This is a genomic window from Intrasporangium oryzae NRRL B-24470 (assembly GCF_000576595.1).
In the GTDB taxonomy this organism is placed as follows: Bacteria; Actinomycetota; Actinomycetes; order Actinomycetales; family Dermatophilaceae; genus Intrasporangium_C; species Intrasporangium_C oryzae.
This window is the reverse complement of the sequence record NZ_AWSA01000001.1, coordinates 109,606-133,594: the sequence shown is the minus strand read 5'-3', so window position 1 is coordinate 133,594 and position 23,989 is coordinate 109,606. Positions and strand designations below refer to the sequence as shown.

The following is a 23,989-nucleotide window of genomic DNA, read 5'->3' as shown; positions in this document are numbered from 1 at the left end:
GGCCCGAGAGCCACAACAAAGTCCGCCGGGGCGAAGGTCCTGCGGCAAATCCGGCCCGAGAGCCACAACAAAGTCCGCCGGGGCGGAGGTCCTGTGGGCCCGCAGCGGGGAGGGCGGCATCCGGGACGGAAGGCGACGGAACGTGACCCACCTGTTACGGTCGGTCCGCGTCCACGTCGAGGCAGCGACGAATCCGCTGCACGTGAGACCGGGAAGTTGAAGGTGCTCCATGGCTGCAGGCAAGGGCCGCAAGCTCGTCATCGTCGAGTCGCCCGCCAAGGCGAAGACGATCGCCGGTTACCTCGGCGGTGACTTCGAGGTCGAGGCATCGGTCGGACACATCCGCGACCTGCCCAACCCGTCCGAGCTGCCGGCCGACATGAAGAAGGGCCCGTACGGCAAGTTCGCCGTCGACGTCGACAACGACTTCGCGCCCTACTACGTCGTCGACCCGGACAAGAAGAAGAAGGTCGCCGAGCTCAAGCGCCTCCTCAAGGACGCCAGCGAGCTCTACCTCGCCACCGATGAGGACCGCGAGGGCGAGGCCATCGCCTGGCACCTCCTCGAGGCGCTCAAGCCGCGCGTGCCCGTCAAGCGGATGGTCTTCCACGAGATCACCCGCGAGGCGATCCAGCGCGCCGTCAACGACACCCGCGAGCTCGACACCCGCCTCGTCGACGCCCAGGAGACGCGTCGCATCCTCGACCGGCTCTACGGCTACGAGGTGAGCCCGGTCCTGTGGCGCAAGGTCCGCCAGGGCCTGTCGGCCGGCCGCGTCCAGTCGGTCGCGACCCGCATGGTCGTCGAGCGGGAGCGCGAGCGGATGGCGTTCGTCAAGGCGTCCTACTGGGACGTCGAGGGCGACTTCACACCCGGCGGCCCGGCCCAGCAGTTCACCGCCCGCCTCAGCTCCGTCGACGGCTCCCGCGTCGCCAGTGGCCGCGACTTCGCCGACGACGGACGCCTCGTCACGTCGGCAGGCAAGGGCGTCGTCCACCTCGACGAGGCGCTGGCCCGCCGCATCGCCGACGCCGTGGCAGCGACGAACGCCCGCGTCACCGACGTCCAGGAGAAGCCCTACACGCGTCGCCCGTCGGCGCCCTTCACGACCTCGACCCTCCAGCAGGAGGCCTCCCGCAAGCTGCGCCTCAGCAGCAAGAACGCGATGCGGGTGGCGCAGCGGCTCTACGAGAACGGCTACATCACCTACATGCGTACCGACAGCACGACGCTGTCGGACGCCGCGCTGACCGCCGCGCGCAGCCAGGCCCGGGACATGTACGGCGCCGAGTACGTCCCGGACAGCCCGCGCCGCTACGAGAAGAAGGTCAAGAACGCCCAGGAGGCCCACGAGGCGATCCGCCCCGCGGGTGACCGCTTCCGGAGCCCTGCGCAGGTCGCGGGTCAGCTGCGCGGCGAGGAGTTCGCGCTCTACGAGCTGATCTGGAAGCGGACCGTCGCGTCGCAGATGGCTGACGCCCGCGGCTCGACGGCCACGGTCCGGCTCGCCGTCGACACGGCGGTCGAGGGCGCGCAGTCCGTCGAGTTCAGCGCGAGCGGCACCGTCATCACCTTCAAGGGCTTCCTCGCCGCCTACGAGGAGGGCCGCGACGACGAGGCGGTCGCGCGCGCCGAGGCGGCCGAGGAGGAGCGCCGCCTGCCCAAGCTCTCGCAGGGCGTCGAGCTCGAGGTGACGCGCGCCGAGGCCGAGGGCCACGAGACGACCCCGCCGGCGCGCTACACCGAGGCGACGCTCGTCAAGGCGATGGAGGAGCGCGGCATCGGGCGTCCGTCGACGTATGCCGCGACGATCGGAACGATCCAGGACCGCGGCTACGTCTTCACCAAGGGTCAGGCGCTCGTCCCGACGTGGCTCGCCTTCGCGGTGACGCGCCTGCTCGAGGAGCACTTCGGGGAGCTCGTCGACTACGAGTTCACCGCGTCGATGGAGGAGGACCTCGACCGGATCGCCGGCGGCGAGGAAGGTCGCGTCGCGTGGCTCAAGCGCTTCTACTTCGGCGACGAGGCGACGACGGGCGAGGGCCTGCGCGGCCTCGTCGACGACCTCGGGGAGATCGACGCCAAGGAGATCTCGACGATCCCGCTCGGCGAAGGCATGGTCGTCCGCGTCGGCCGCTACGGCCCCTACGTCGAGGAGGTCGTGCCCGCCGGGGTCGACCTCGCGACCGGTGAGGTCGCCGAGGGCGCCACGGGCACACCCCGACGGGCGACGATCACCGACGACGTCGCCCCCGACGAGATGACCCCGGCCAAGGCGCGCGAGCTCCTCGAGGTCGCCGCCGACGACGGCCGCGTCCTCGGCCGCGACCCCGAGACGGGCCGCGAGATCGTCGCGCGGGCCGGCCGCTACGGCCCCTACGTCACCGAGGTCATCGAGGACGAGGGTGCTGGCGAGACGAGCGAGACCGACGCCAAGCCCAGGGCGCGCAAGACCGCGAAGGCCGCCAAGGCCAAGCCGCGGACCGCGTCGCTCTTCAAGGACATGGACCTCGCGAGCCTCGACCTCGAGACGGCCCTCAAGCTGCTCAGCCTGCCCCGCGTCGTCGGCGTCGACGGCGAGGGCATCGAGATCACGGCCCAGAACGGCCGCTACGGCCCCTACCTCAAGAAGGGGACCGACTCGCGTTCCCTCCAGACCGAGCAGCAGCTCTTCGACATCACGCTCGACGAGGCGCTCGCGATCTACGCGCAGCCGAAGCAGCGCGGACGGGCCGCCGCCGCGCCGCCGCTCAAGGAGCTCGGCGCCGACCCGGTCAGCGGCAAGCCGGTCGTCGTCAAGGACGGTCGGTTCGGGCCGTACGTCACCGACGGGGAGACCAACGCGACCCTGCGCAAGGACGACGACCCCGGCTCGATCACGCCCGAGCGCGGCTTCGAGCTGCTCGCCGAGAAGCGTGCCAAGGGCCCGACGACGCGCAAGCGCGCCGTGAAGAAGACCGCGAAGAAGGCGACCACCAAGACCGCCGCCAAGACGGCGGCGAAGCGGACGACCGCCAAGCGCGCCACGAAGAAGGCCTAGCGGGCCGCTCCCGCGCGGCCCGACGGCATACGCCTCCTGCAGGGGTATGCCGCCGGGCTGCGTCCGCGGGGACCGGCTCGGTCGAGTGTCGGCTCGCGATGAGAGGGTGTCCCCATGGCAACCGTGGTCTTCGTCCATGCCCACCCCGACGACGAGGCCTCGCAGTCCGCCGGGTCGATGGCACGCGCGGTCCGTGAGGGACATCGGGTCGTCCTCGTCATCGCGACCAACGGCGACCACGGCGAGCCGGCGGCCGACCTCGCCGAGGGCGAGACGGTCGTCGAGCGGCGGCGCAAGGAGGCGGCGGCGTCCAACGCGGCGATCGGCACTCACCGGGTCGAGTGGCTCGGGTACGCCGACTCCGGGATGACCGGCTGGGCCCAGAACGACCACGAGCAGAGCTTCTTCCGCGCCGACGCCGACGAGGCCGCCCGGCGCCTGGCCGCGATCCTGCGCGAAGAGGCGGCCGACGTCGTGGTCGGCTACGACTGGCACGGCGGCTACGGCCACCCCGACCACGTCAAGGTGCACGAGGTGACCAAGCGGGCGGCCGAGCTGGCCGGGACGCCGCGCTACCTCGAGGGCTCGATGAACCGCGACGCGATGCGCCGCATGTGGGAGGGCGCCCGGGCTGCCGGGGCCGAGGACGCCTGGGACCCCGACGCGCCGATGGACGACGGCAACCCGATGGGCACGCCCGAGGCCGAGCTGCACTGGGCCTGCGACCTGCGCGACTACATCGCCGTCAAGCGGGCGGCCCTCTCGGCCCACGCGAGCCAGACGTCCGACGTCGGCGTGATGCTCGCCATCCCCGAGGACGCGTTCAGGGAGTCGTTCGGCTGGGAGTTCTACATCGAGCCGGGCCGGCCTGAGGGGATGGTCACAGCCTGGTTCCTCGACGTGTGAGGTCCACTATGGTCTGGGAGCCGTCAGGTTACTGACGGTAACCTCTTCCTGCCCGACCCAGCCACGCGGAGGACCGTCCGATGACCCAGCTCGACCTCATGTCCGCCACCCCCGAGACGCTCGCCGCGACCGAGCCGGCGGAGTTCCTCGCCGCGCTCAAGGCCCTGTCCGACAAGGACATCACGGCACTCATGGCGAGCGGCGCTCGCGAGGCGGTGGTCAGCGCGATCTTCACGCGGATGCCCGAGCTCTTCCGCCCCGAGCGCGCCGGTTCGACCACCGCGACGACGCACTGGGACATCACCGGACGCCCCGACGGCGGCTCCGACCAGTGGACGGTCCGGATCGCCGACGGCGCCTGCACGGTCCACCGGGGCCATGACGGCGACTCGACGCTCACCCTGACCATGGGGCCGGTCGACTTCGCCAAGGTGATCACCAAGACCGGCAACCCGGTCATGATGTTCTTGACGGGCAAGATCAAGGCCCAGGGCGACCTCGGACTCGCGGCCAACGTCGGCTCGTTCTTCGACGTCGCCAAGGCCTGACGGACCGCCGGTATGCCGCTGGGCCGGCCCAGCGGCATACCCTCCTCTCGCCCGGGGCACGGGACCTACGACTCTGGTCGGCTGCGCCGGGTACTGCTCCGATGGAGGTCGGACGACGACCCAGGGAGAGCGCCATGAAGCAGACCGACCACGAGACCTCCGTCATCCACCACGCCGAGAACCTCATGGCCCTGCGCTACGCCGCGGTCGTTCTTGCCGGGATCATCGGCGTCCTCTACGGGATCCTCTTCTTCCTCGTCCGCAGTGCCGAGTCGGCCCCGGGTGCCACCGACACGACGACGTACGGGGCGTACCTCTTCCTCGCCATCGCCTACCTCGCCGGGTCGTGGGCGCTCGCCGTCGTCGGTCGGCGCATGGTGTGGGTCATCGGCGCGATCGTCCAGGTGGTCGTCCTGGCGCTGTTCGTCGTCTTCGGCGTGGGCCTGCTGGGGCCCGGCGTCTTCGACTACGCGGCCCTGAGTGATCTCTCGATGGGGACGTGGGCGGCCGCCATCACGGTGGCCGAGGTCGCCCTGCTGGGACTGCTCGTCGGGCTCGCCGTCGCCAAGCCCGCCGAGATCTAGGCCGCCGCGGACGCGAAGAGGGGCCCCGCCGCGCGGCGGGGCCCCTCTTTCCGAGCGGTGGCCCTCAGGCCAGCGTCGCGATGATGTCGTTGAACGTCGCCGACGGACGCATCACCGAGGCGACCTTGTCGGCGTCGGGGCGGTAGTAGCCGCCGATGTCGACCGGGTGCCCCTGGGCGTCGACCAGCTCCTGGCTGATCGTCTCGATGCGGTCCGCGAGTACCTTCGCGACGGGCGCGAACGTCGCCGCGAGTTCGGCGTCGTCGCCCTGCTTCGCGAGCTCCTGCGCCCAGTAGAGGGCGAGCCACACGTGGCTGCCGCGGTTGTCGATCTGGCCGACCTTGCGGGCCGGGCCCTTGTTCTGCTCGAGGAGCGTGCCGGTCGCGCGGTCGAGAGTCTCACCGAGGACCTTGGCGCGCGCGTTGCCCGTGACCCCCGCGAGGTGCTCGAAGCTGACGGCCAGGGCGAGGAACTCGCCGAGGCTGTCCCAGCGGAGGTAGTTCTCCTGGACGAGCTGCTGGACGTGCTTCGGGGCCGAACCGCCCGCGCCGGTCTCGAAGAGGCCACCGCCGTTGATGAGCGGGACGACGGAGAGCATCTTCGCCGAGGTGCCGAGCTCGAGGATCGGGAAGAGGTCGGTGAGGTAGTCGCGCAGGACGTTGCCCGTCACCGAGATCGTGTCCTCGCCCGTGCGGATGCGCCCGAGCGAGTAGGCGATCGCGTCGGTCGGCTTCATGATCTCGATCGTCAGGCCGTCGGTGTCGTGCTCCGTGAGGTACTCGCGGACCTTGGCGATGATGTTGGCGTCGTGCGCGCGGTCCTGGTCGAGCCAGAAGACCGCGGGGGCCCCGGTCGCGCGCGCGCGCGTGACGGCCAGCTTGACCCAGTCGCGGACCGGGACGTCCTTCGTCTGGCAGGCGCGCCAGATGTCGCCCGCCGCGACCTCGTGCTCGAGGAGCGTGGTGCCCGCGGCGTCGGCGACGCGCACGATGCCGTCGGCCGGGATCTCGAAGGTCTTGTCGTGGCTGCCGTACTCCTCGGCGGCCTGGGCCATGAGGCCGACGTTGGGGACCGACCCCATCGTCGCCGGGTCGAAGGCGCCGTGGGCGCGGCAGTCGTCGATGACGACCTGGTAGATCCCGGCGTACGAGCTGTCGGGAAGGACGGCCAGCGTGTCCTGCTCGTTTCCCTCGGCGTTCCACATGTGGCCCGACGTGCGGATCATCGCGGGCATCGACGCGTCGACGATGACGTCGCTCGGGACGTGGAGGTTGGTGATGCCCTTGGCGGAGTCGACCATGGCGATGGCCGGACCCTCCTCGAAGCCCTTCCTGATCGCGGCCTCGATCGCCTCGCGCTGGTCGGCCGGGAGCGACTGGATCGCGCCGAGCACGGCCCCCAGCCCGTCGTTGGGGCTCGCGCCCGCGGCAGCCAGCTCGGCGGCATACGTCTCGAAGACGTCGGGGAAGAAGGCGCGGACGGCGTGGCCGAAGATGATCGGGTCGGAGACCTTCATCATCGTCGCCTTGAGGTGGACGGAGAGCAGGACGCCCTCGTCCTTGGCGCGCGCGACCTGCGTGGCGAGGAACTCGCGGAGGGCGGCGACCCGCATGACCGTCGCGTCGACGATCTCGCCGGCGAGGACGGGGATCGACTCCTTGAGGACGGTCGTCGTGCCGTCAGGTGCGATGTGCTCGACCCGAAGCGTCGTGTCGGAGGCGATGACGGTCGACTTCTCGTTGTGGCGGAAGTCGTCGGCGTCCATCGTCGCGACGTTCGTCTTGCAGTCCGGGCTCCACGCGCCCATCGAGTGGGGGTGCTTGCGCGCGTAGCTCTTGACCGAGGCCGGGGCGCGGCGGTCGGAGTTGCCCTCGCGCAGGACGGGGTTGACGGCCGAGCCCTTGACCTTGTCGTAGGCGGCGCGGGCGGCCTTCTCCTCGTCGGTGCTCGGGTTGTCGGGGTAGTCGGGCAGCGCGTAGCCGGCGGCCTGGAGCTCGGCGATCGCCGCCTTGAGCTGCGGGATCGAGGCGGAGATGTTCGGCAGCTTGATGATGTTGGCCTCGGGCGTCTTGGCCAGCTGGCCCAGCTCGGCGAGGGCGTCGTCGACGCGCTGCTCGGGCCGGAGGGAGTCCGGGAAGCTCGCGAGGATGCGGCCCGCGAGGGAGATGTCGCGGGTCTCCACCTCGACGCCGCCCTGCTTCGCGAAGGCCGACACGATCGGCAGCAGCGAGGCGGTGGCGAGCGCCGGTGCCTCGTCCGTGTGGGTGTAGATGATGGTCGAGTCCACGTGTGCTCCGTTCGGGTCGTCCGGTCCTCCGTGCGAGGACCCCAGCGATAAATCTTGACATCAAGATATCGGATGCGGCGAGGGCGCGGGGCCCGTCGTCCATCCTCCACCCACGCCGGGCCTCGGACCCACCCCCACCCCGCAGCACCGAACGCGGTGTTCGGTCTCGAACGCGCCGGTATACCACTGCTTTCGGCACCGAACGCGGTGTTCGGTAGGCAGGGGGAGAGGGCTGGGTGGGCGGAGAGCGGCATACGGGACGGGTCCTAGGGTGTCCGGCGTGAACATCGACCCGCTGACCGCGCGCCACCTGTCCCACTTCCTCGCGGCGGAGCAGCGCCGTGGGCGCCTGCCGTCCGTCGCGGCCGGCATCGTGCGCGACGGCGCCCTGGCCTGGAGCGACGCCATCGGGACGGTCGACGGGCGCGCGGACGGGGGCCGCTCCGACACGGACACGCAGTACCGGATGGGCTCGATCACCAAGACCTTCGTCGCCGTCGCGGTCCTGCGGCTGCGCGATGCGGGGCGCCTCGACCTGAACGACCGCTTCGAGGCGCACGTGCCGGGATCACGGCTCGGCGGCGCGACGATCGCGCAGCTGCTCTCTCACGACGCCGGCGTGCAGGCCGAGACGAACGGCCCGTGGTGGGAGCGGACGCCCGGAGGCGACTGGGAGTCCCTCGCGGCATCGCAGGTGGTCCAGCGGTTCCGGGCCGGGCGCCGGTTCCACTACTCCAACGTCGGGTTCGGCGCGCTCGGCGAGCTCGTGGCTCGGGCGCACGGCGCGGACTGGTTCGACGTGATCCGGCGCGACCTGCTGGAGCCGCTCGGCATGCTCCGCACGACGACGCGCCCCTCCGGGAAGGCCGGGCAGGGCCTCGCCGTCCACCCTTTCGCCGATGTCCTGCTGCCCGAGCCGGAGCATGACGCCGGCGCGATGGCGCCCGCCGGCCAGCTCTGGACGACGATCGAGGACCTGGCCCGCTGGGCCGTGTTCGCGGGCGGCGACACGGGCGACGTGCTCGCGAAGGACACCCTCGCCGAGATGTACGAGCCGCACGTCGTCAACGACAATCCGGGACTGCCGTGGACGGTTGCGCACGGGCTCGGTTGGCAGGTCTGGAACATCGACGGCACGCGGTATGCCGGTCACGGCGGTTCGATGCCCGGCTTCCTCGCGGGGCTGCGGGTCGACACGAGCACCGGCGACGGGGTGGTCGTCATGGCGAACGCGACGAGCGGCATGGGCCTGGTCGCGCCCGAGCTGCTCAAGGCCTTCGTCGAGCGCGAGCCCCGGCCGGTCGAGCCGTGGCACGCCCAGGGCGATGCCGACGTCCTCGACGTCGTGGGCATGTGGCACTGGGGTCCGTCGGTCACCGTCGCCAAGGTCGTCGGCGAGCACCTCGTCCTCGGTGAGCCGGGGCAGGGGCGTGGCTCGAGGTTCGCGGTCGCTGGGCGCGACGAGTGGGTCGGTCTCGACGGCTACTACACGGGGGAGCCGCTGCGTCTCGTGCGTCGGCCCGACGGGACCGTCTCGCACCTCGACCTCGCCTCGTTCCGGTTCACGCGCACGCCCTACGACCCGTCGGCGGACATCCCGGGCGGCGTGGACGAGGCGGGCTGGCGCTGATGCCCGAGCCGGTGTTGGCCGCCCTGCGGTGGCCCCGCCGCACCGAACGCCTCCGGTTGCGCCCGGCGACGCTCGACGACGTCGACGCGATCCATGCCTACCGGGGCCGGCCCGACGTGTCCACGTTCCTCAGCCGCGACGCGCTCTCGCGGGACGAGGTCGTCGCCAGGGTGGGGGACCGCATCGCCCGGGCCACGCTCGAGGCGGACCGGCCGGTCCTCGGGATCGCTGTCGAGGACGGCGCCACCGGCCGGCTCGTCGGCGACGTGATGCTGGCCCTGGAGCGGTCGCAGAGCATCACGAGCCTGCCCACCGACGAGTGGGAGGGCGTCATCGGTTATGCCTTCCACCCCGACGTGCACGGCAGAGGCTTCGCGTCCGAGGCCGCGAGCGAGCTGCTCGCGCTGGCGTTCCGGGAGCTCGGCCTGCGGCGTGTCCGGGCGGACGCGTTCGCCGACAACGTCGCGTCCAACCGGGTCCTCGCCAAGATCGGCATGCGCCTTGAGGGGACGAAACGGCAGGCCTTCCTCGGGGAGGGCGGCGTGTGGCTCGACCTCAACGACTGGTCGATCCTGCGCGACGAGTGGACCCTGCAGACCTGAGCGCCCCGCCCACCCCCCCAGCGCTTCCCCCCCGCCACGTGAACGCAGCGTTCGTTCACGAACGCCGTGCTGCAACACGGTGTTCGTGAACGAACGCTGCGTTCACGTGGCGGGGAGCGGGGAGAGGACGGGTGGGGTGCGCTGGGTGTCCGGTCAGGACTGGCGGGCGATGAGGGCGGCGATTCCGTCGAGGAGCAGCCCCAGGCCGTAGGCGAACTCCTCCTCGAAGAACGCCGCCTCGTCGCCGTCGAGTGCCTCCGGCCCGGCGCTCGCCAGGTGCGGGAACCGGTCCGCCTCGACGAGCTGGCCGATGAGCTGCAGGTAGGCGCCCTGGGGGCTGTCGGGGTCGATCTCCCCTGACAGGCCCATCTGGATCGTCTGACGGACGTGGTTCTGGCCCCAGCCGTCGATGGCCAGCATGGCCGAGAGTCGCTGCTGGCTCGTCAAAGGGGTGTCATCGAGGGCGGCGAGGCCGCACTCCATCCACGCGATCATGCTCGGGCTGAGCGGCGGGGCCGCCAGGGGAACCTCGACGATCCACGGGTGGGCCAGTCGCCGCTCGGTGATCCGCCGTGCCCACGCGGTCAGCCGCTCGCGCCAGGCCGACTCGGGGCGGAACCGCAGGTCAGGCGGGCCGTAGGCGACGTCGAGCATGACGGCATACAGCTCGTCCTTGCTGTCGACGTAGCGGTAGAGCGACATCGTCGTGAACCCGACGGCGGTGGCCACGCTCTTCATCGACACGGCCTCGAGCCCGTTCTCGTCGGCGATGGCGACGGCTGCGGCGCCGATCTCGTGGATCGTGCGTCCGGGGCGCGGCCCGCGGCGGCCCGCCGGCTCACGGCCCCAGAGCAGCTGGAGGTATCGCGGCAGGTCCGTCACGGATTCAGCCTACTCAACTGCTTGTCCTCTACGCAGTAACGGCGTACCTTCGGTGTGCGACATACACACTATGCGACATACGCAGTTACAGGAAGGACCTTCGATGACCACCTCACCCGCCGGACGGCGCGAGTGGACGGCGCTCGCCGTGCTCTGCCTGCCGCTCCTCATCGTCTCCATGGACGTCTCCGTGCTCTTCTTCGCCGTGCCCCACATCGCCCAGGCACTCGAGCCGACGGCGGCCCAGCTGCTCTGGATCTTCGACATCTACGGGTTCGTCCTGGCCGGCCTGCTCCTCACGATGGGCAACCTCGCCGACCGTGTCGGCCGCCGGCGGCTGCTCCTGCTCGGCGCCCTGGCCTTCGGCGCAGCGTCCGTGCTCGCCGCCTACGCCCCGAGCGCGGAGGCGCTCATCGCCGCCCGGGCGCTGCTCGGTGTCGGCGGCGCGACGATCATGCCGAGCACGCTGGCGACGATCCGCGAGCTCTTCGCCGACCCCGAGGAGCGGGCCCGCGCGATCGGAATCTGGTCCGCGGTGCTCGCCGCCGGCGTCGGGATCGGCCCCGTCATCTCCGGCATCCTGCTCGAGCACTTCTGGTGGGGATCGGTGTTCCTCGTCAACGTGCCGGTCATGGTGGCCCTCCTCGTCGTGGGCCCGCTGCTCCTGCCGGAGTCGAGGTCACCGCAGGCGCGGGTCGACCTGCTCAGCTCGGCCCTGTCGCTCCTCGCGATCCTGCCGGTCGTCCACGCGCTCAAGCAGGTCGCGACGCACGGCTGGTCGACCTCGGTCACGGTGTATTCCGCTGTCGGGGTGTGCGCGGGGGTGGCCTTCGTCCGCCGCCAGGGTCGGGTGCGCTCACCGATGGTCGACCTGTCGCTCTTTCGTCGCCGGGGCTTCGGCGGCTCCGTCGCGGTCCAGGTCATCGCGATGTTCGGCGTCATGGGCAATGCGATCCTCATGACCCAGTACCTCCAGTCGGTCCTCGGCTACAGCGCACTCGCCGCAGCCCTGTGGAGCCTCGCGCCCTCGGTCGTCGTCGGTGCCGCGGCGCCGATGTCGGCGGTCGCGGCCCAGCGGGTCGGGCGGCCGGTCGTCATGGCGGCGGGCTTCGTCGTCGCGGCGGTGGGCTTCATCGGGATGCGTTGGGCGAGCGTCGACTCGGGGATCCTGCCGGCGCTCGTCGCCTCGGCCCTGATCGCCGCAGGCCTCGTTTCCGTGGCGACGCTCGTCACGGAGTACGCCCTCGGCGTGGCGCCGCCACAACGTGCCGGCTCGGTGTCGGCCCTCGTCGAGACGGCGAGCGAGCTCGGTGGTGCCCTCGGCATGGCCGTGCTCGGCAGCGTCCTCGCCGCGGTGTATGCCGCTCACGTGGCCGACCGCCTGCCTGTCGGCCTGCCGCCCGTCACGGCGGAGGCCGCCGGCCAGACGCTCGGAGAGGCCACGGTCGTCGCCGAGCACCTCGGTGGCGCAAGCGGGCAGGCGGTGCTGGAAGGGGCCCGAGCGGCATACGTCTCGGGCATGCACGTGACGGACCTCGTCGCCGCGGGGGTCCTCGTCGTCGGCGCCCTCGTCGCAGCCATCCTCCTGCCGCGGACGCCGGCGCCGGCCGACGAGGTGGTGCGCGACGCGGCAGCCGTCTGACGAGACACCGCCGCGCGGGCGACAACGAGAGCCCCGTGCCGGGAGGGGGTCCGGCACGGGGCTCGAGCACGGTCAGGACCAAGGGAGGAGAGGGAGGCCGGTCCTGACCTCAGGGGTTCTCGGTGGGTCGGTCAGCACCAGGGGTAGATGAAGATGCTGGAGTCTCCGGCCCGGTGGTCGGCAAGGATGAGCGACAGGGGCAGCGGGTCCGGGACGCCGGCCAGGCTGGCGCCGGGGCGCACCGTGACGCCGAGGCTGACCGCGGTCGAGATCGGGAGACCGTCTCGAGCGACGGCGGCGAGGAGGTTTCCTCCCTTGTCGACCTTGACGGACTGGAGCGTCTTGATGCCGGCGTGCTGGCAGGACGTGTCCTGCGCTGCCGAGGCGGAGCCCGCCGTGGCCAGAACTGCGGAGGTGGCGAGGGCGGCCGCGGCCACCATCGGGAAGATCCTCATCGATACTCCTTCATTAGGTTCCCAAGCGTCCAGGGTTTGTCGAATCTCGACACAGCAATTGCACCCCGGACTGAGCGGTTTGTCAACTGTTTGTCGAGGCTTTGACAAGCCTCGGGGCCTGAGCCGGCTCGGTGACCGTCCGGGGCCACCAGAAGCGGTCGCCCAGCACGAGCGCGATGGCCGGGACGAGGACGGTCCGCACGACGAGGGTGTCGAGCAGGACGCCGACGCAGATGATGACGCCGATCTGCGCGAGCACGACGAGAGGCAGCACCCCGAGGACCGCGAAGACTGCGGCGAGCAGGATGCCCGCGCTGGTGATGACGCCACCCGTTGCCGCGAGACCCCGGAGCATTCCCTCGTGGGTGCCGTGTGTGCGCGACTCCTCCGCGGCTCGACTGACGAGGAAGATGTTGTAGTCGACGCCCAGGGCGACGAGGAAGACGAAGGCGAAGAGCGGCGCGTTGCTCGCCAGCGCCTCGAATCCGAAGACCTTCGAGAAGATCCACCACGAGGCGCCGAGGCTGGCGAGGTAGGTCGCGAGGACCGTTGCCACAAGGACGATCGGCGCCACGACGGAGCGCAGCAGGACCATGAGGGAGAGGAGCACGAGGACGAGCACGAGCGGCACGATGACGAGCAGGTCCCGGCGTGAGGCGTCGGACTCGTCGAGCGCCTCCGCCTCGGTGCCGGCTACGTGGGTCCCACCGACCGCGCTGACGGCCTCCCGGATCCCCCTGACGGTCTCGGTCGCGTCCGAGCTTCCCGGGGACGCGCTGAGGACGGCGCTGACCTCGGCGACGCCGTTGCCCTCGTTGGCGACCCGGGCGCTGGCCACCCCGTCGACGCCCTGCACCTTCGCGAGGACCGTCTGGGCGTCCGCGGTCGTCACCACGATGGCGGGGTCGGCCGTGCCTGCCGGGAAGGACTGGGCGAGGCGCTCGCTCGCGGCGATGGCCTCGGGCTTCTTGAGGAACTGGTCGGACGGCGAGAGGCCGGTGTCGATGGCGAGGATGCCGGCCGCCATGACGGCGAGGATCGCCAGGGTCCCGGCGACGAAGCGGCGCGGGTGGGCGGCGACCCGGTCGCCGACCTTGCGCCAGAGCGACTGGCTGTCGGCGAGTGCGGCCTGACCCTCGCGCGGGATGCGCGGCCAGAAGACCCAGCGTCCGAAGGTGACGAGCGCGGCGGGCAGGACGATGAGCGCGAAGAAGGCTGCCACGACGACACCGACCGCGCAGGCGAGGCCGAGGCCACGGGTCGCGGGGAAGGCGGAGAGCAGGAGCGTCAGGAGGCCGAGGACCACCGTGACCGCGCTCGAGAGGACCGCCTCGGCCGTCCGGGTCAGGGCCAGGACCATCGCCTCGCGGCGGTCCGCGTGGCGACGCAGCTCGTCGCGGTAGCGCGAGATGAGCAGCAGTGCGTAGTCGGTGCCCGCGCCGAACACGAGGACCGAGAGGATGCCGATCGTCGACTCGTCCCAGACGACTCCGAGGGCCCCGAGCGTGTGCGTGGCCGCGACGGCGGCGACGCGGTCGGCCGCGCCGACGACGAGGAGCGGGATGACCCAGAGGATCGGGCTGCGGTAGGTCAGGATGAGCAGGATCGCGACGACGGAGGCCGTGGCGATGAGCAGGCGGGTGTTGGCGCCCTGGAAGACCGCGGCGAGGTCGGCCTGGACGGCGGCCGGGCCGGTCACCTGCGCGGTCACCCCTGCCGGCAGATCCGACTTGGCGGCGGTGCGGATCTCGCCGACGCGCTGTGCCGTGGTCGTCGCGTCGTTCGCCTTGACGGGGACGACGGCGATGGCGGCCGTGCCGTCCTGAGACGTCTGGATCGGCATCGGCGTCGCGCCCGGGAGGCTCGCTGCACGTTGCTGCAGGGCGCCGAGATCGGCCTCCGACAGCCGGCCGCCGTCCTTCGTGAAGAGAACGACGGCCGTCGAGCCCTCGGCCTGCGGGAGCTTCTCCCGCAGCTCGAGCGCCGCCGCGCTGTCGGACCCCACCGGGCGGGAGTCCGTGACGGCCGGGGTCCGGGTCGCCTCACCGACGGCGCTCGCGAGGCCCATGCCGCCGAAGACGGCGAACAGGGCGATCGCGATCGCTATCCATTTCCGGGTGATGGTCTGTGCCACTGCGCGCACGCGTGCCTCCGATAGGATGGGTAAGTGAGTTACTCAATGGATTACTAAGTTGGTGAGTGACATTAGCAGCACCTCTCACACGGCATCAAAGGGCTCCGCGTCAGAACCGACGGACGCCCCACCGATCCGGCCGCCCACGAACGCCTCGGCTCGGCGCCGGCGAGCTTCGGTGGGAAGCGCTGACGGGGTGGCCGCGGCCTCCCCTCACGACGGCGAGCCGGACCCTGGCTCCGCGGTGCGTTCCGTCGTGCCGGAATGGCGCATGACCGGGTCGCTCGCCGCCCTCCAGGAGCTCGTCGAGATCTCCGAGTCGGTGCCCGCGGCGGTCGCGCGCGAGGCCGGCCTCAGCACCTCCGAGCTGCACTCGCTCCGACACCTCATGCGCGGGCCGATGGGTCCGGTCGAGCTCGCCAAGCTGCTCGGCGTCACCTCGGCCGCCTCCTCGGGCGTCGTCGACCGACTCTGCAGCCGCGGTCACGCCGAGCGCCGCCCTCACCCCGGGGACGGCCGCCGGACCCAGGTCGTCATCACCGACTCCGGCCGCGCCGAGGTCCTCGCCCGCATGATGCCGATGTTCCGCGGGCTCGCGGAGATCGACCTCGCCCTCACGGACGAGGAGCGCGAGGTCGTCGAGCGCTACCTCCGCGGCGCCATCGAGGCGATGCAGCGTCTCCTCGACTGACCACGACGGTGACGGACCGACGGACCGATCCAGCGACGAACCACGGACGGGCTGCGGTCCAGCCGCCGGCATGGCCTCGCGACACCGGAGGTCAGGCCGGGAGTCTGCCGCGGGCCAGGCTGTCACCGGAGTGCTCGGGCCGGTTGTCGAAGTGCTCCTTGGAGATGTCGACGATGACGTAGCCCTGGTCGAGCATGGCCTGGCTGACGGGGAAGCTCCCCATCTCGCCGCCGCCCATCACGCCGATCGACACCATTCGCTTGCCGTCGCTGTTGATGAGCCAGACCTCGAGGTAGCCGTCCCCGGCGTCGAGCGGCCTGGACGTCGCGATCCGAAGGTCCACCCCTCCCGCCGTGCGCAGGAGAGTCGCCTCGCCGAGTCGCTGCTTGGTGTCGAGAGTGTCGAGCTCGGCCTGGGCGACGGTCGACCCGGTGGATGAATCGGTGGAAGCGGGCGATGCCCAGAACGTCCGACCCGCGAGGACGCCGACGACCAGACCCGCGGCGGCCATGCCGGCCGCCCAGGGCCACACCCGTCGGCGAGAGCGGCGGTCCTCGAGCCGGACCACCTGTGGCGCGGTCCCGGGATGCGCCCCGCCGGCCTCAGCCGCCCCAGATCCAGCCATGACGGGCCGAGGCGCCGCCGGCCGTGGGTCGCCACCGCCTCCGGCCGAGACCGTGGCCGCGACGCGGGACCAGACGTTGGCCGGGGGAGCCGACCACCCGGCATACGGCCCGAGGGCGGTGTCGCTCGTGGCCACAAGGGAGGCTGCGCGACGCAGCTCGGCGACGGCGCGCAGGCACTCGTCGCAGTGGTCGAGGTGCTCACGCGCCCCCGCCTCCGGCTCGTCGGAGCCGAGAGCCAGGTCGACGAGGACCTCGTCGTCAGGGTGAGACACGTTCCACCTCCTTCAGTCTCTGTCGCAGCTCGATGAGGCCACGACGAACATGGCTCTTGACCGTTCCGAGCGGCAGGTCGAGCGCGGCCGCGATCTCCTCCTGCGGCCGGTCCTCGATGAAGGCCATCCGGAGCACGGCGGCGCGCGGGTCGCCCATCCGTTCGAGCTCGTGGACGACGAGGAGCCGCTCGGCCCAGTCGCCGTCGCCGGACGACGTCGGGGCCGCGGCCGTCTCGAGGGCCACCGCGCGCAGGTTGCGCTGGTTGCGGTAGCGCTGGGTCCGTACGTCGGCGACCCGGTGCTTGGTGATGCCCACGAGCCACGCCGGGATCGACCCGAGGTCGGGGCGGAGCGTGTGACGGGCCTGCCAGGCCGAGACGAAGACCTGCTGCGTGACGTCCTCGGCGTCGGATGCGTCGCCGAGCGAGCGCAGCGCGATCGTGTGAACGAGCCCCGACCAGCGACGGTAGATCTCGGCGAGGGCGTCCTCGGACCCGCCGGCGAGCGCTGCGGCCAGCTCGTTCGCCTCCACGTCAGGGTCCTCGTGCACGTGCACGAGGACACCATATCCATGGGTGCTCAAGCGACCGGAGTGGCGACGACGACGATGTTCTCGTCGTACTTGCGCGCCACGGGGTCGAAGCGGCCACCGCACGTCACGACGTGGAGGCGGGCGGGGCCGTCCCTCGAGAAGAGGGACGCGAGGTCGAGGGTCGCCTTCTTCAGGGCGAGCACCTCGTCGACCCGGTAGCGGCTCACCGTCGTGCCCGAGCGGACCGTGATGACGTCGCCCTTGCGCAGCTCGTCGAGCCGCCCGAGGGGGCCGGTGCCGTAGCCGGGCATGTCGAGGTGGCCCGCCATGACGGTCGCCCCGCTGCTGTCGCCCGGACGCGGCCCGTACTCGTACCAGCCCATCTCGGCGGGCGTCCTCGGCAGGGCCATCTGCCCGTCCTTGGCGACCCCGACCGGTAGGACCCTCATCGCGATCCCCAGCCGACGGATCTCGAACCGACTCGGCGCGTTCGCGACCCCGCCAGCTGGGCCCGTGCCGGACCCGAGCGTGGCGTCGTGGGCGCTCGTCACCCCGGAGGGTTCCCCCGACGGCCCGGACGAAGGGGATGGCCGAACCGGGCCGTCGGGGGAGGGCATGGGTACGGTCACGGCCCCGGCCGGCACCGTGTCGGAGGCTGGTGCCGGGGGCTCTGCTCGCGTGACCCACGCCGTGAACGCGCCCACGAGGAGGGCGGCGACCAGCGCGGCCGCCACCCTCGCTCGAGAGCGGTGCGGGCTCATGTCAGGCGCGCTCGGTCGCCCGGCGACGCGAGGTGAGGACGAGACCGCCTGCGACGGCCGCCGAGCCCGCGACGAGGACGTAGCGGGCCGCGTCGTTCGACCCGGTGCCCTCGCCGGCGGGGACACCACCGGGCGCCGAGTGCATGCCCGAGATCGTCTGGACGGCGAGCTTGAGGTTCTTGTCCGCCGCACTGCCCCACGCGTAGACGATCGTGTTGGTGCCCTCCTTGAGGGTGAGGTCGGCCGGGCCGATCGCCACGGTGTCGGTGCCGGCGAGGACGACGTCGGCCTTGATCGTGCCGGCCTTCACGACGCCCTTGGCCTCGTTGGGGTTGGTGAGGTTCTTGAAGACGGGGGTGCCGTTGGCGCGGACGTCGACGGCCGGGGCTGCGGCGTCGTGCCGGACCGTGACCCGTGCCTGGCCGGCCGGGACCTTGGAGGTGTCGTTGACGTACGGCGTGAGGATGGGCTTGCCGTTCGCGTCGAGGTGGGCGACCACGGTGATGTTGGCATCGGCCGGGACCTTGACGCCCTTGGCCTCGATGACGGCGGCGCCACCGGCGCCGGCGCCGGCGGCCGTGACCTTGAGGTCGTACGTGCCGGCGGGGAGCATGACCGGGTCGGTCAGGGTGCCGGGCTTGAAGTTGGTGAGCAGCGCCTTGCCGTTGGCGTAGACGTCGACCGTGGCGCCGGGCACCCCGTGGAGGATGGAGACCGTGGCCTCGCCCGCCGCGTGGGCGGGGAGGGCGAAGGCGGCCGGGGCGAGCGCCAGGGCGAGAACGGCAGAAGTGCGGAGAATCTTCATGTGAGTGTCCTTTCGGGACGGAGTGGGGTCGTGCCTGGTGCCGTGCTGGACGGTCCCGTGAGGCCGTCCTTGCCCCTACTTCCGCCGAAGTCGGTGCCCGGGATGCACTCTTGAACAATTTTCTTGAATAATTTTTGCAGATGCCGTTCCCGCGCGTCGACGTGCCACCCCGCCGCCCCCCGGGCACACCGGACCGAACGCGGCGTTCGTGCGCGAACGCGCTGTCAGAACGCTGGGTTCGGAACCGAACGCTGCGCTCACCCGAGGAGGAGGGGGCTCGTCGCCGGGCTCGGCTGTATGCCGCTCAGCTCGGTGAGCTCCTCGCGCCACGTCTCGATGGGGTGGCCGCTGCCTCCTCCGTCGTCGACACGGGCGTCCGCCCGACCTCGCGATCCGGGCCCCTGCAGCGTCGAGCCTGCGGCCTCGGTGTCAGGAGTGGCGACCGTGGTAGACGACGCCCCTGCTGCGGAAGCGGGCGGCGGCGGCCAGCACCGCCACGGCGGCCGCTGCCGCCGCGATACCGGTCACGACCGATCGAGGCTCGTCCGTGAACCGGCCCACCGCGATCCAGCCCAGTCCCCACGCCATCGCCCCGGCGACGGACCAGCGCCCACCGAGCCCGCTGGCGAGGAAGACCCCGATGAGGGCGGCGACCGCGACGACGAGGACCGCGGCCACCTGGTTGAGGACCGAGCCGAGGTCGACGCCCGACTGGACGAGAGCCGCGGTGACGTTGGCAGCCGTCGCGACGCTGACCCAGCCGAGGTAGGTGCCGAAGGTGACGTCCACGAGAACGCGCTCCCACGCGCCCGAGGCCCGCTCGCGCGTGAGACGCGAGACGAGAGTGCCGAGGACCGCTGCGAGCAGGGCGATGACGACGACGCTGAGCCAGATCCAGCCCTGTTGGGTCACGAGGAGCCAGACGGCGTTGAGGACCATCGAGGCGGCCGCGAGCCAGCCCGTCGCCCGAGTCCGCTCGCGGGTCGCGTTGGACGGGAGGGCCTGCCAGATCGTGTAGCCGAGCAGGCCGAGGTAGATCGGGGTCCAGATCGAGAAGGCCGGTCCCGCGGGGGCGATGAGAGTCGCGTCGGCGGCGAGCGCGCCGCCGGACGACTCCTCGACCCGGGTCCCGAGGACGCCGACCCCGACGAGGGTGCCGACGACACAGAAGACCTCGGCCGCGACGACCGCTGTCCGGCGGGCCTGGTCGCCGCCCGTCAGCGTGTCCCTCGCGACGGCACGGTCCCCGGCAGCACCGTCCTCGGCCGCGCCGTCTGCGCCGCCCTCGGCAATCTCGCTGGTCGTGTGGCTGGTCGTTTCGTTGGTCGGCCGGCTCTGGGCGACAAGGGGGTCGGGGGTCGCGACGACGCTCTCGCCATCGGCGGCTGCGGCCGCGGGCTCGGGTGCATCCGCGGAGACGTCTGCAGGCTGGGTCTTCTCGACGGGCGTCCCGGTCGCCCCATGCTGGGCTGCTGACCGCGGGGCACCGGTGGAGGGGTTCGCCGTGTTGTCGCCCGCGTGCCCCGCGCTCGCTGTGGCGGTCGCACCAGTCGTGCCGGTCCCGGCCTTCGGGGCCCGGTTCGCTGCGGCCTTCGGCGCTCGGTCCGGTGCGGCCTTCGGCGCTTGGTCCGGAGCGGCTTTCTGTGGCGCCTTCGAAGGAGCGCCCGCTGGAGGGCCCGCTGCGGCCTCCGACGCGGTCTTGGTCGGGGCCTTCGACGCGGCCCTCGACGGGGGCTTCGCCGCGGCGCTCATGGATACGGCCTCGCCTGCGGACTGCGCCGAGTCGCTGACCGTGGTCCCCGATGGCCGGGGGGACTTCGCCGCGGCCTTCTCGGTGGCCCGCTGCGGGGTCCTCTTGCGCGCCTTCCGTCCCGCTGACGCGGAATCCGGCCCGGCCGTGCTGTCAACCGGCTCGACGGGGGTGTCAGCTGGCGTCGTCTCCTCGGGCGGGGTCAGCCGTGCCATGTCCTGCTCCTTGCCCACGGAGCTCATCGCACCGTGACTCGGTGGATCCCTAACCTCGTTAGCGACCCTAACAGCGATCGCGCCGTCGCGCGCGGGTCTCGGGAACGAGACGTCCCGCACGGGAGGGTGCGCGATGGGACCTCTGCGTCGTCAGCCGCGCAGCCGGACGGGCAGGCCACTCACGCACCCCTCGAGCTTCTCGAACTCGGAGATGTCGACGACGGTGACGTCGTGGCCCTTGGCCCGCAGCAGCTGCGCGGTGCGGGGTGCGGCTGCCGACATCAGGACCGACCTGCCCCCGAGGAGCACGACGTGCGCGCCCGCCTCCTCCGGAACGCCGACGAAGCGTTCCCACACCTCCGGGTCGTCGACGAGCGGCGGGTACCCGATGACGCTGCCGTCGGGAAGGGCCGTGACCGCGGACTTGAGATGGAGCACCCTGCTCACCGCGACCGGCACGACCGTGACCCGGTGCCCCTCGAGGGCCCGCTCGAGCTGTGCGATGCCCTCGGCGTTCGTCCGGCCACCGAGGCCGACCCAGACATGGGGCCCGTGCTTGAGGACGTCGCCGCCGTCGAGCGTCCCGGGGGCCTCGATCTCGACGGTTCGGTAGCCGAGGGGCTCGAGCACCTCGCGGAGGCCGACACGCTCGGCTCGTCGCTCGGGGGCGCCGGAGCGACAGAGCACGGCGACGTCGCCGTGGACCACGACCTGGTCCTCGATGAAGACGCCGTCCGGGCAGTCGTCGACCGGAGGCGCCTCGACCACGTCCCACCCTCGTCGGCGCAGTGCCGCGACATACTCCTCCCACTGGCGCAGCGCGAGGCCGGCGTCGACGCTGTCGGACCGCTCGATGTGCGTGACGATCCCCTGCGCGAGCCGGGGCGAGGGACGGCGGACGAGCGCGAGGCGACGGTGCACGGGCCGAGCCTAGGCGCTGCTGGGGCCCGGACCCCTGGTGAGAGCGTCGACGATCCCGCCGACGCGGAACCGCGGGCGGGCACCCGGCCCGGCCCGGCGGCATACGGTGAAAGACGTGCACGGCTTGACCCTCACGCGGCGTCAGGCGACACGCTCGATGTCATGACCGGAAGGACGCAGGAGATGACCACCTGGACGGTGGGCAGGGTGGCCGACGTGTTCGGCGTGACGGTGCGGACGCTGCACCACTACGACGAGGTCGGCCTGCTCATCCCGAGCGAGCGCTCGCGGGCGGGCTACCGGCTCTACACCGACGCCGACCTCGCGCGGCTGCAGCAGATCGTCGTCTACCGGCGGCTCGAGCTGCCGCTCGACGAGATCGCGGCGCTGCTCGACGGCGGCGAGGACGCGGTCGACCACCTGCGGCGCCAACGCGAGACGGTCCTGACCCGGCTGGGCGAGCTGACCGAGCTCGTCGCGGCCATCGACCGAGCACTGGAGAGAGAGATGAACGAGCAGCCCGCCACGCCCGAGGAGATGAAGGAGCTCTTCGGCGACGGCTTCAGCGACGAGTACGAGGCCGAGGCGCAGGAGCGCTGGGGGCAGACCGACGCGTGGAAGCAGTCGGCCGCCCGGACGAAGCGGTACACGAAGGCCGACTGGGAGGCCGTCAAGGCCGAGATGGAGTCGGTCAACACTGCTCTCGTCATGGCCAAGAGGGCCGGTCTGCCGCCGACGAGCCCGGAGGCGATGGATGCCGCCGAGGCCCACCGGCGCCACATCCACGACCGCTTCTACGAGCTCGACCACGCCTTCCACCGGCGCCTCGCCGACATGTACGTCGCGGACCCGAGGTTCACGAAGACGTACGAGGACCTCGAGGCCGGCCTCGCGGCATACGTCCGCGACGCCATCCACGCCAACGCCGACCGGCACGGCGACGCCTGATCCCGGCACCCCCCACTCCCGCCGTTCGATGTATGCCGTGGTCGCAGGTGACCGTGGGATGCATCGAACGGCGCTGGGAGCCCTGGGCTGCAGCCGGGCTCAGCTGCTGCCGCTCCACGGGGCCGGGATGAGGACCCAGACCAGCTCGGCCACCTCGGTCCGGCTCGTGTTGGTCCACGTGTGCGGCTCGCGGCCGGGAAAGGTGAGGGCGTCACCGGCGCGCATGGCCTGCGTGTGGTCGGAGAACCGCAGGTCGACCTCGCCCTCGAGGACGTAGAGGACCTCGAGCTCGCAGTTGATCGTGTAGAGCTCGCTGCCGCCGGTGCCGCCCGGCTGGGCCGTCGTGTGGATGAGCTGGAGGCGTGACTGCCCGCGCGGCGTCATGAGGCGCTCGCTGACGTCGGTGCCGCCGAGGTTGATCGAGGGCGCCGTCGCCCGGCTCACGAGCTCGGCCTCCGGCGCGCTGAAGAGCGACCCGACGTCGATGCTCATGACCTGGCAGAGCGTGATGAGCGACGCGACGCTCGGCGAGGTCTCGTCGCGCTCGACCCTGCTGAGGAACCCCTTCGTCAGGCCCGCGGCGAGGGCCAGCTGGTCGAGCGTCAGCCCGCTCGCCTGGCGGGCGGCCCGGAGCCTGGCGCCGATCCGCACCTCCCCGTTGGTCGGCGACACGGGGACGGGACGCATGGCAGCTCCTTCAGACGAGAGTCCGGCTGGGTCAGAGGCGGACCGGCTCCGAATTCTCGCAGCCAACCTCTTGACACGACATCATGCCTCCCCGATTCTCGTCACACAACCTTTGTTGCACCTCATGAAACTTTTCTGATTGGGAGATCAGCATGCGACTTCGCCACCTCGTGATGGTCGGCACCCTCGTCACGGTCGCCGCGGCCTCCGGCTGCGCCGCGCCCGACGCCGACGCCGGGGCCCCCGCCGGTGCGAGCAGCGCCCCGACCGCCTCCGCCACGGTCCTCAAGAAGGACGACGCGATCGCCGCCAAGCTTCCCGCAGCCATCGCGTCGGCCGGCACCGTCCGCGTCGCGAGCGGCGTCAGCTTCCCGCCCATGGAGTACTTCGACACCGACAACAAGACCGTCCTCGGTTTCGACGCGGACCTCGGCGCGGCGCTCGGCCAGGTCCTCGGCGTGAAGTTCGACTTCCAGAACACGAACTTCGACGGCATCATCGGCGGCCTCAACGCCGGTCGCTACGACCTCGGCCTGACGAGCATGATCGACAAGAAGGCCCGGCAGGAGACGGTCGACTTCGTCGACTACCTCAACTCCGGCGTCACCTTCATGGTCAAGAAGGGCAACCCCAAGGGCCTCACCGACGCCAACAGCCTCTGCGGCGTCACCGTCGCCGTCGAGAAGAGCTCCACGGGTGACCTCTCCGCCGACGACATCACCAAGACGTGCGCCGCAGCCGGCAAGCCCGCCGTCAACAAGCAGCCGTTCCCCGACCAGGCGAGCGCCGTCCAGGCCCTCCAGTCCGGGCGCGCCGACGCCGTGCTCGCCCTCGACCTGACGCTCGCCTACAACGTCAAGCAGGCCCCTGACGCGTTCGAGGTCCCGGCCAAGCCGTTCGGCACGCTCCCCGTCGGCATCCCGGTGCCGAAGGGCGACCCGCAGCTGCGCGACGCCGTCCAGGCCGCCCTCCAGAAGGTCATCGAGTCCGGCACGTACGACCAGCTCCTCGCCAAGTGGAACCTCACCAACCAGGCGCTGACGGGCGCGCCGATCAACGTCGGCAAGTGAC

Annotated in this window: 21 protein-coding genes; 10 read left to right on the top strand and 11 right to left on the bottom strand. The window is 71.6% G+C overall.

All coding sequences use genetic code 11. The features are described from left to right. Nucleotides 1-229: 229 nt before the first annotated feature. From topA to N865_RS00595, 4 genes are all read left to right on the top strand, one after another. Nucleotides 230-3,040: a type I DNA topoisomerase gene (gene topA, locus N865_RS00610; RefSeq protein ID WP_034800380.1), complete on the top strand. Its 2,811-nt coding sequence runs from the start codon at nucleotides 230-232 to the stop codon at nucleotides 3,038-3,040. Between the two features lie 114 nt (nucleotides 3,041-3,154). After that, nucleotides 3,155-3,946 (top strand): PIG-L deacetylase family protein, encoded by a 792-nt coding sequence (locus N865_RS00605; protein ID WP_034800377.1) that lies wholly within the window; start codon nucleotides 3,155-3,157, stop codon nucleotides 3,944-3,946. Between the two features lie 80 nt (nucleotides 3,947-4,026). After that, nucleotides 4,027-4,494, top strand: coding sequence for an SCP2 sterol-binding domain-containing protein (locus N865_RS00600; protein WP_034800374.1), 468 nt, complete (start codon nucleotides 4,027-4,029; stop codon nucleotides 4,492-4,494). Between the two features lie 134 nt (nucleotides 4,495-4,628). Beyond that, entirely contained in the window at nucleotides 4,629-5,078 is a 450-nt protein-coding gene (locus N865_RS00595) for a hypothetical protein (protein ID WP_034800372.1), read from the top strand. Nucleotides 5,079-5,142: 64 nt separating this feature from the next. Here N865_RS00595 and N865_RS00590 read toward each other — a convergent pair whose 3' ends face one another. Next, entirely contained in the window at nucleotides 5,143-7,365 is a 2,223-nt protein-coding gene (locus tag N865_RS00590; RefSeq protein ID WP_034800370.1) for an NADP-dependent isocitrate dehydrogenase, read from the bottom strand. A gap of 280 nt (nucleotides 7,366-7,645) precedes the next feature. Here N865_RS00590 and N865_RS00585 point away from each other — a divergent pair, with 280 nt between their 5' ends. Both N865_RS00585 and N865_RS00580 read left to right on the top strand, forming a co-directional pair. Continuing rightward, nucleotides 7,646-8,995 carry a serine hydrolase domain-containing protein gene (locus tag N865_RS00585; protein WP_211244821.1) on the top strand — a complete coding sequence of 450 codons (1,350 nt, stop codon included), beginning with the start codon at nucleotides 7,646-7,648 and terminating at the stop codon, nucleotides 8,993-8,995. Next, nucleotides 8,995-9,597 (top strand): GNAT family N-acetyltransferase, encoded by a 603-nt coding sequence (locus tag N865_RS00580; RefSeq protein WP_051509735.1) that lies wholly within the window; start codon nucleotides 8,995-8,997, stop codon nucleotides 9,595-9,597. Before N865_RS00585 ends, N865_RS00580 begins: the two co-directional genes overlap by 1 nt. A gap of 153 nt (nucleotides 9,598-9,750) precedes the next feature. Here N865_RS00580 and N865_RS00575 read toward each other — a convergent pair whose 3' ends face one another. After that, nucleotides 9,751-10,479, bottom strand: a complete 729-nt coding sequence (locus N865_RS00575; RefSeq protein ID WP_051509733.1) for a TetR/AcrR family transcriptional regulator — start codon at nucleotides 10,477-10,479, stop codon at nucleotides 9,751-9,753. Between the two features lie 103 nt (nucleotides 10,480-10,582). On the opposite strand from N865_RS00575, the gene N865_RS00570 reads away from it, so the two are divergent. After that, nucleotides 10,583-12,121, top strand: a complete 1,539-nt coding sequence (locus tag N865_RS00570; RefSeq protein ID WP_034800368.1) for an MFS transporter — start codon at nucleotides 10,583-10,585, stop codon at nucleotides 12,119-12,121. A 131-nt stretch (nucleotides 12,122-12,252) separates the two neighbouring features. Here N865_RS00570 and N865_RS00565 read toward each other — a convergent pair whose 3' ends face one another. Together N865_RS00565 and N865_RS00560 are read right to left on the bottom strand one after the other, a co-directional pair. Continuing rightward, on the bottom strand, nucleotides 12,253-12,576 hold the full coding sequence (locus tag N865_RS00565) for a hypothetical protein (RefSeq protein ID WP_034800366.1): 324 nt from the start codon (nucleotides 12,574-12,576) through the stop codon (nucleotides 12,253-12,255). An 82-nt stretch (nucleotides 12,577-12,658) separates the two neighbouring features. Beyond that, a complete protein-coding gene (locus tag N865_RS00560; protein ID WP_034800364.1) occupies nucleotides 12,659-14,719 on the bottom strand; it encodes an MMPL family transporter in 2,061 nt (686 codons plus the stop codon). A 262-nt stretch (nucleotides 14,720-14,981) separates the two neighbouring features. Between N865_RS00560 and N865_RS00555 the strand changes: the two genes are divergently transcribed. Then, the gene (locus N865_RS00555; RefSeq protein ID WP_034800363.1) at nucleotides 14,982-15,401 is read left to right on the top strand and encodes a MarR family winged helix-turn-helix transcriptional regulator; all 420 of its coding nucleotides are present in this window, start codon (nucleotides 14,982-14,984) and stop codon (nucleotides 15,399-15,401) included. Nucleotides 15,402-15,492: 91 nt separating this feature from the next. Here N865_RS00555 and N865_RS21430 read toward each other — a convergent pair whose 3' ends face one another. From N865_RS21430 to ddaH, 6 genes are all read right to left on the bottom strand, one after another. Further along, nucleotides 15,493-16,299, bottom strand: a complete 807-nt coding sequence (locus N865_RS21430) for an anti-sigma factor (RefSeq protein ID WP_051509728.1) — start codon at nucleotides 16,297-16,299, stop codon at nucleotides 15,493-15,495. Next, a complete protein-coding gene (locus N865_RS00545) occupies nucleotides 16,286-16,855 on the bottom strand; it encodes an RNA polymerase sigma factor (protein ID WP_034800361.1) in 570 nt (189 codons plus the stop codon). Before N865_RS00545 ends, N865_RS21430 begins: the two co-directional genes overlap by 14 nt. Nucleotides 16,856-16,878: 23 nt before the next feature. Next, nucleotides 16,879-17,448, bottom strand: a complete 570-nt coding sequence (locus N865_RS22930) for a class F sortase (protein ID WP_281173456.1) — start codon at nucleotides 17,446-17,448, stop codon at nucleotides 16,879-16,881. A 145-nt stretch (nucleotides 17,449-17,593) separates the two neighbouring features. Beyond that, entirely contained in the window at nucleotides 17,594-18,397 is an 804-nt protein-coding gene (locus N865_RS00535) for a DUF4397 domain-containing protein (protein WP_034800355.1), read from the bottom strand. A gap of 429 nt (nucleotides 18,398-18,826) precedes the next feature. Beyond that, complete coding sequence (locus N865_RS23380) at nucleotides 18,827-20,362, bottom strand: TspO/MBR family protein (RefSeq protein WP_245603613.1); 1,536 nt, start codon at nucleotides 20,360-20,362, stop codon at nucleotides 18,827-18,829. A 150-nt stretch (nucleotides 20,363-20,512) separates the two neighbouring features. Continuing rightward, nucleotides 20,513-21,283: a dimethylargininase gene (gene ddaH / locus N865_RS00520; RefSeq protein WP_034800349.1), complete on the bottom strand. Its 771-nt coding sequence runs from the start codon at nucleotides 21,281-21,283 to the stop codon at nucleotides 20,513-20,515. A 183-nt stretch (nucleotides 21,284-21,466) separates the two neighbouring features. On the opposite strand from ddaH, the gene N865_RS00515 reads away from it, so the two are divergent. After that, on the top strand, nucleotides 21,467-22,231 hold the full coding sequence (locus N865_RS00515) for a MerR family transcriptional regulator (protein WP_034800347.1): 765 nt from the start codon (nucleotides 21,467-21,469) through the stop codon (nucleotides 22,229-22,231). A 99-nt stretch (nucleotides 22,232-22,330) separates the two neighbouring features. Here N865_RS00515 and N865_RS00510 read toward each other — a convergent pair whose 3' ends face one another. Continuing rightward, entirely contained in the window at nucleotides 22,331-22,918 is a 588-nt protein-coding gene (locus N865_RS00510) for a cupin domain-containing protein (RefSeq protein WP_034800346.1), read from the bottom strand. A 152-nt stretch (nucleotides 22,919-23,070) separates the two neighbouring features. Here N865_RS00510 and N865_RS00505 point away from each other — a divergent pair, with 152 nt between their 5' ends. After that, a complete protein-coding gene (locus tag N865_RS00505) occupies nucleotides 23,071-23,988 on the top strand; it encodes an ABC transporter substrate-binding protein (protein WP_034800345.1) in 918 nt (305 codons plus the stop codon). The last annotated feature ends 1 nt before the right edge of the window (nucleotide 23,989 follow it).

Coding starts and splice junctions, on each gene's coding strand:
- topA (WP_034800380.1), top strand. CDS start 230: ATGGCTGCAGGCAAGGGCCGCAAGCTCGTCATCGTCGAGTCGCCCGCC.
- N865_RS00605 (WP_034800377.1), top strand. CDS start 3,155: ATGGCAACCGTGGTCTTCGTCCATGCCCACCCCGACGACGAGGCCTCG.
- N865_RS00600 (WP_034800374.1), top strand. CDS start 4,027: ATGACCCAGCTCGACCTCATGTCCGCCACCCCCGAGACGCTCGCCGCG.
- N865_RS00595 (WP_034800372.1), top strand. CDS start 4,629: ATGAAGCAGACCGACCACGAGACCTCCGTCATCCACCACGCCGAGAAC.
- N865_RS00580 (WP_051509735.1), top strand. CDS start 8,995: ATGCCCGAGCCGGTGTTGGCCGCCCTGCGGTGGCCCCGCCGCACCGAA.
- N865_RS00570 (WP_034800368.1), top strand. CDS start 10,583: ATGACCACCTCACCCGCCGGACGGCGCGAGTGGACGGCGCTCGCCGTG.
- N865_RS00565 (WP_034800366.1), bottom strand. CDS start 12,576: ATGAGGATCTTCCCGATGGTGGCCGCGGCCGCCCTCGCCACCTCCGCA.
- N865_RS00555 (WP_034800363.1), top strand. CDS start 14,982: ATGACCGGGTCGCTCGCCGCCCTCCAGGAGCTCGTCGAGATCTCCGAG.
- N865_RS22930 (WP_281173456.1), bottom strand. CDS start 17,448: ATGCCCTCCCCCGACGGCCCGGTTCGGCCATCCCCTTCGTCCGGGCCG.
- N865_RS00535 (WP_034800355.1), bottom strand. CDS start 18,397: ATGAAGATTCTCCGCACTTCTGCCGTTCTCGCCCTGGCGCTCGCCCCG.
- N865_RS23380 (WP_245603613.1), bottom strand. CDS start 20,362: ATGGCACGGCTGACCCCGCCCGAGGAGACGACGCCAGCTGACACCCCC.
- N865_RS00515 (WP_034800347.1), top strand. CDS start 21,467: ATGACCACCTGGACGGTGGGCAGGGTGGCCGACGTGTTCGGCGTGACG.
- N865_RS00510 (WP_034800346.1), bottom strand. CDS start 22,918: ATGCGTCCCGTCCCCGTGTCGCCGACCAACGGGGAGGTGCGGATCGGC.
- N865_RS00505 (WP_034800345.1), top strand. CDS start 23,071: ATGCGACTTCGCCACCTCGTGATGGTCGGCACCCTCGTCACGGTCGCC.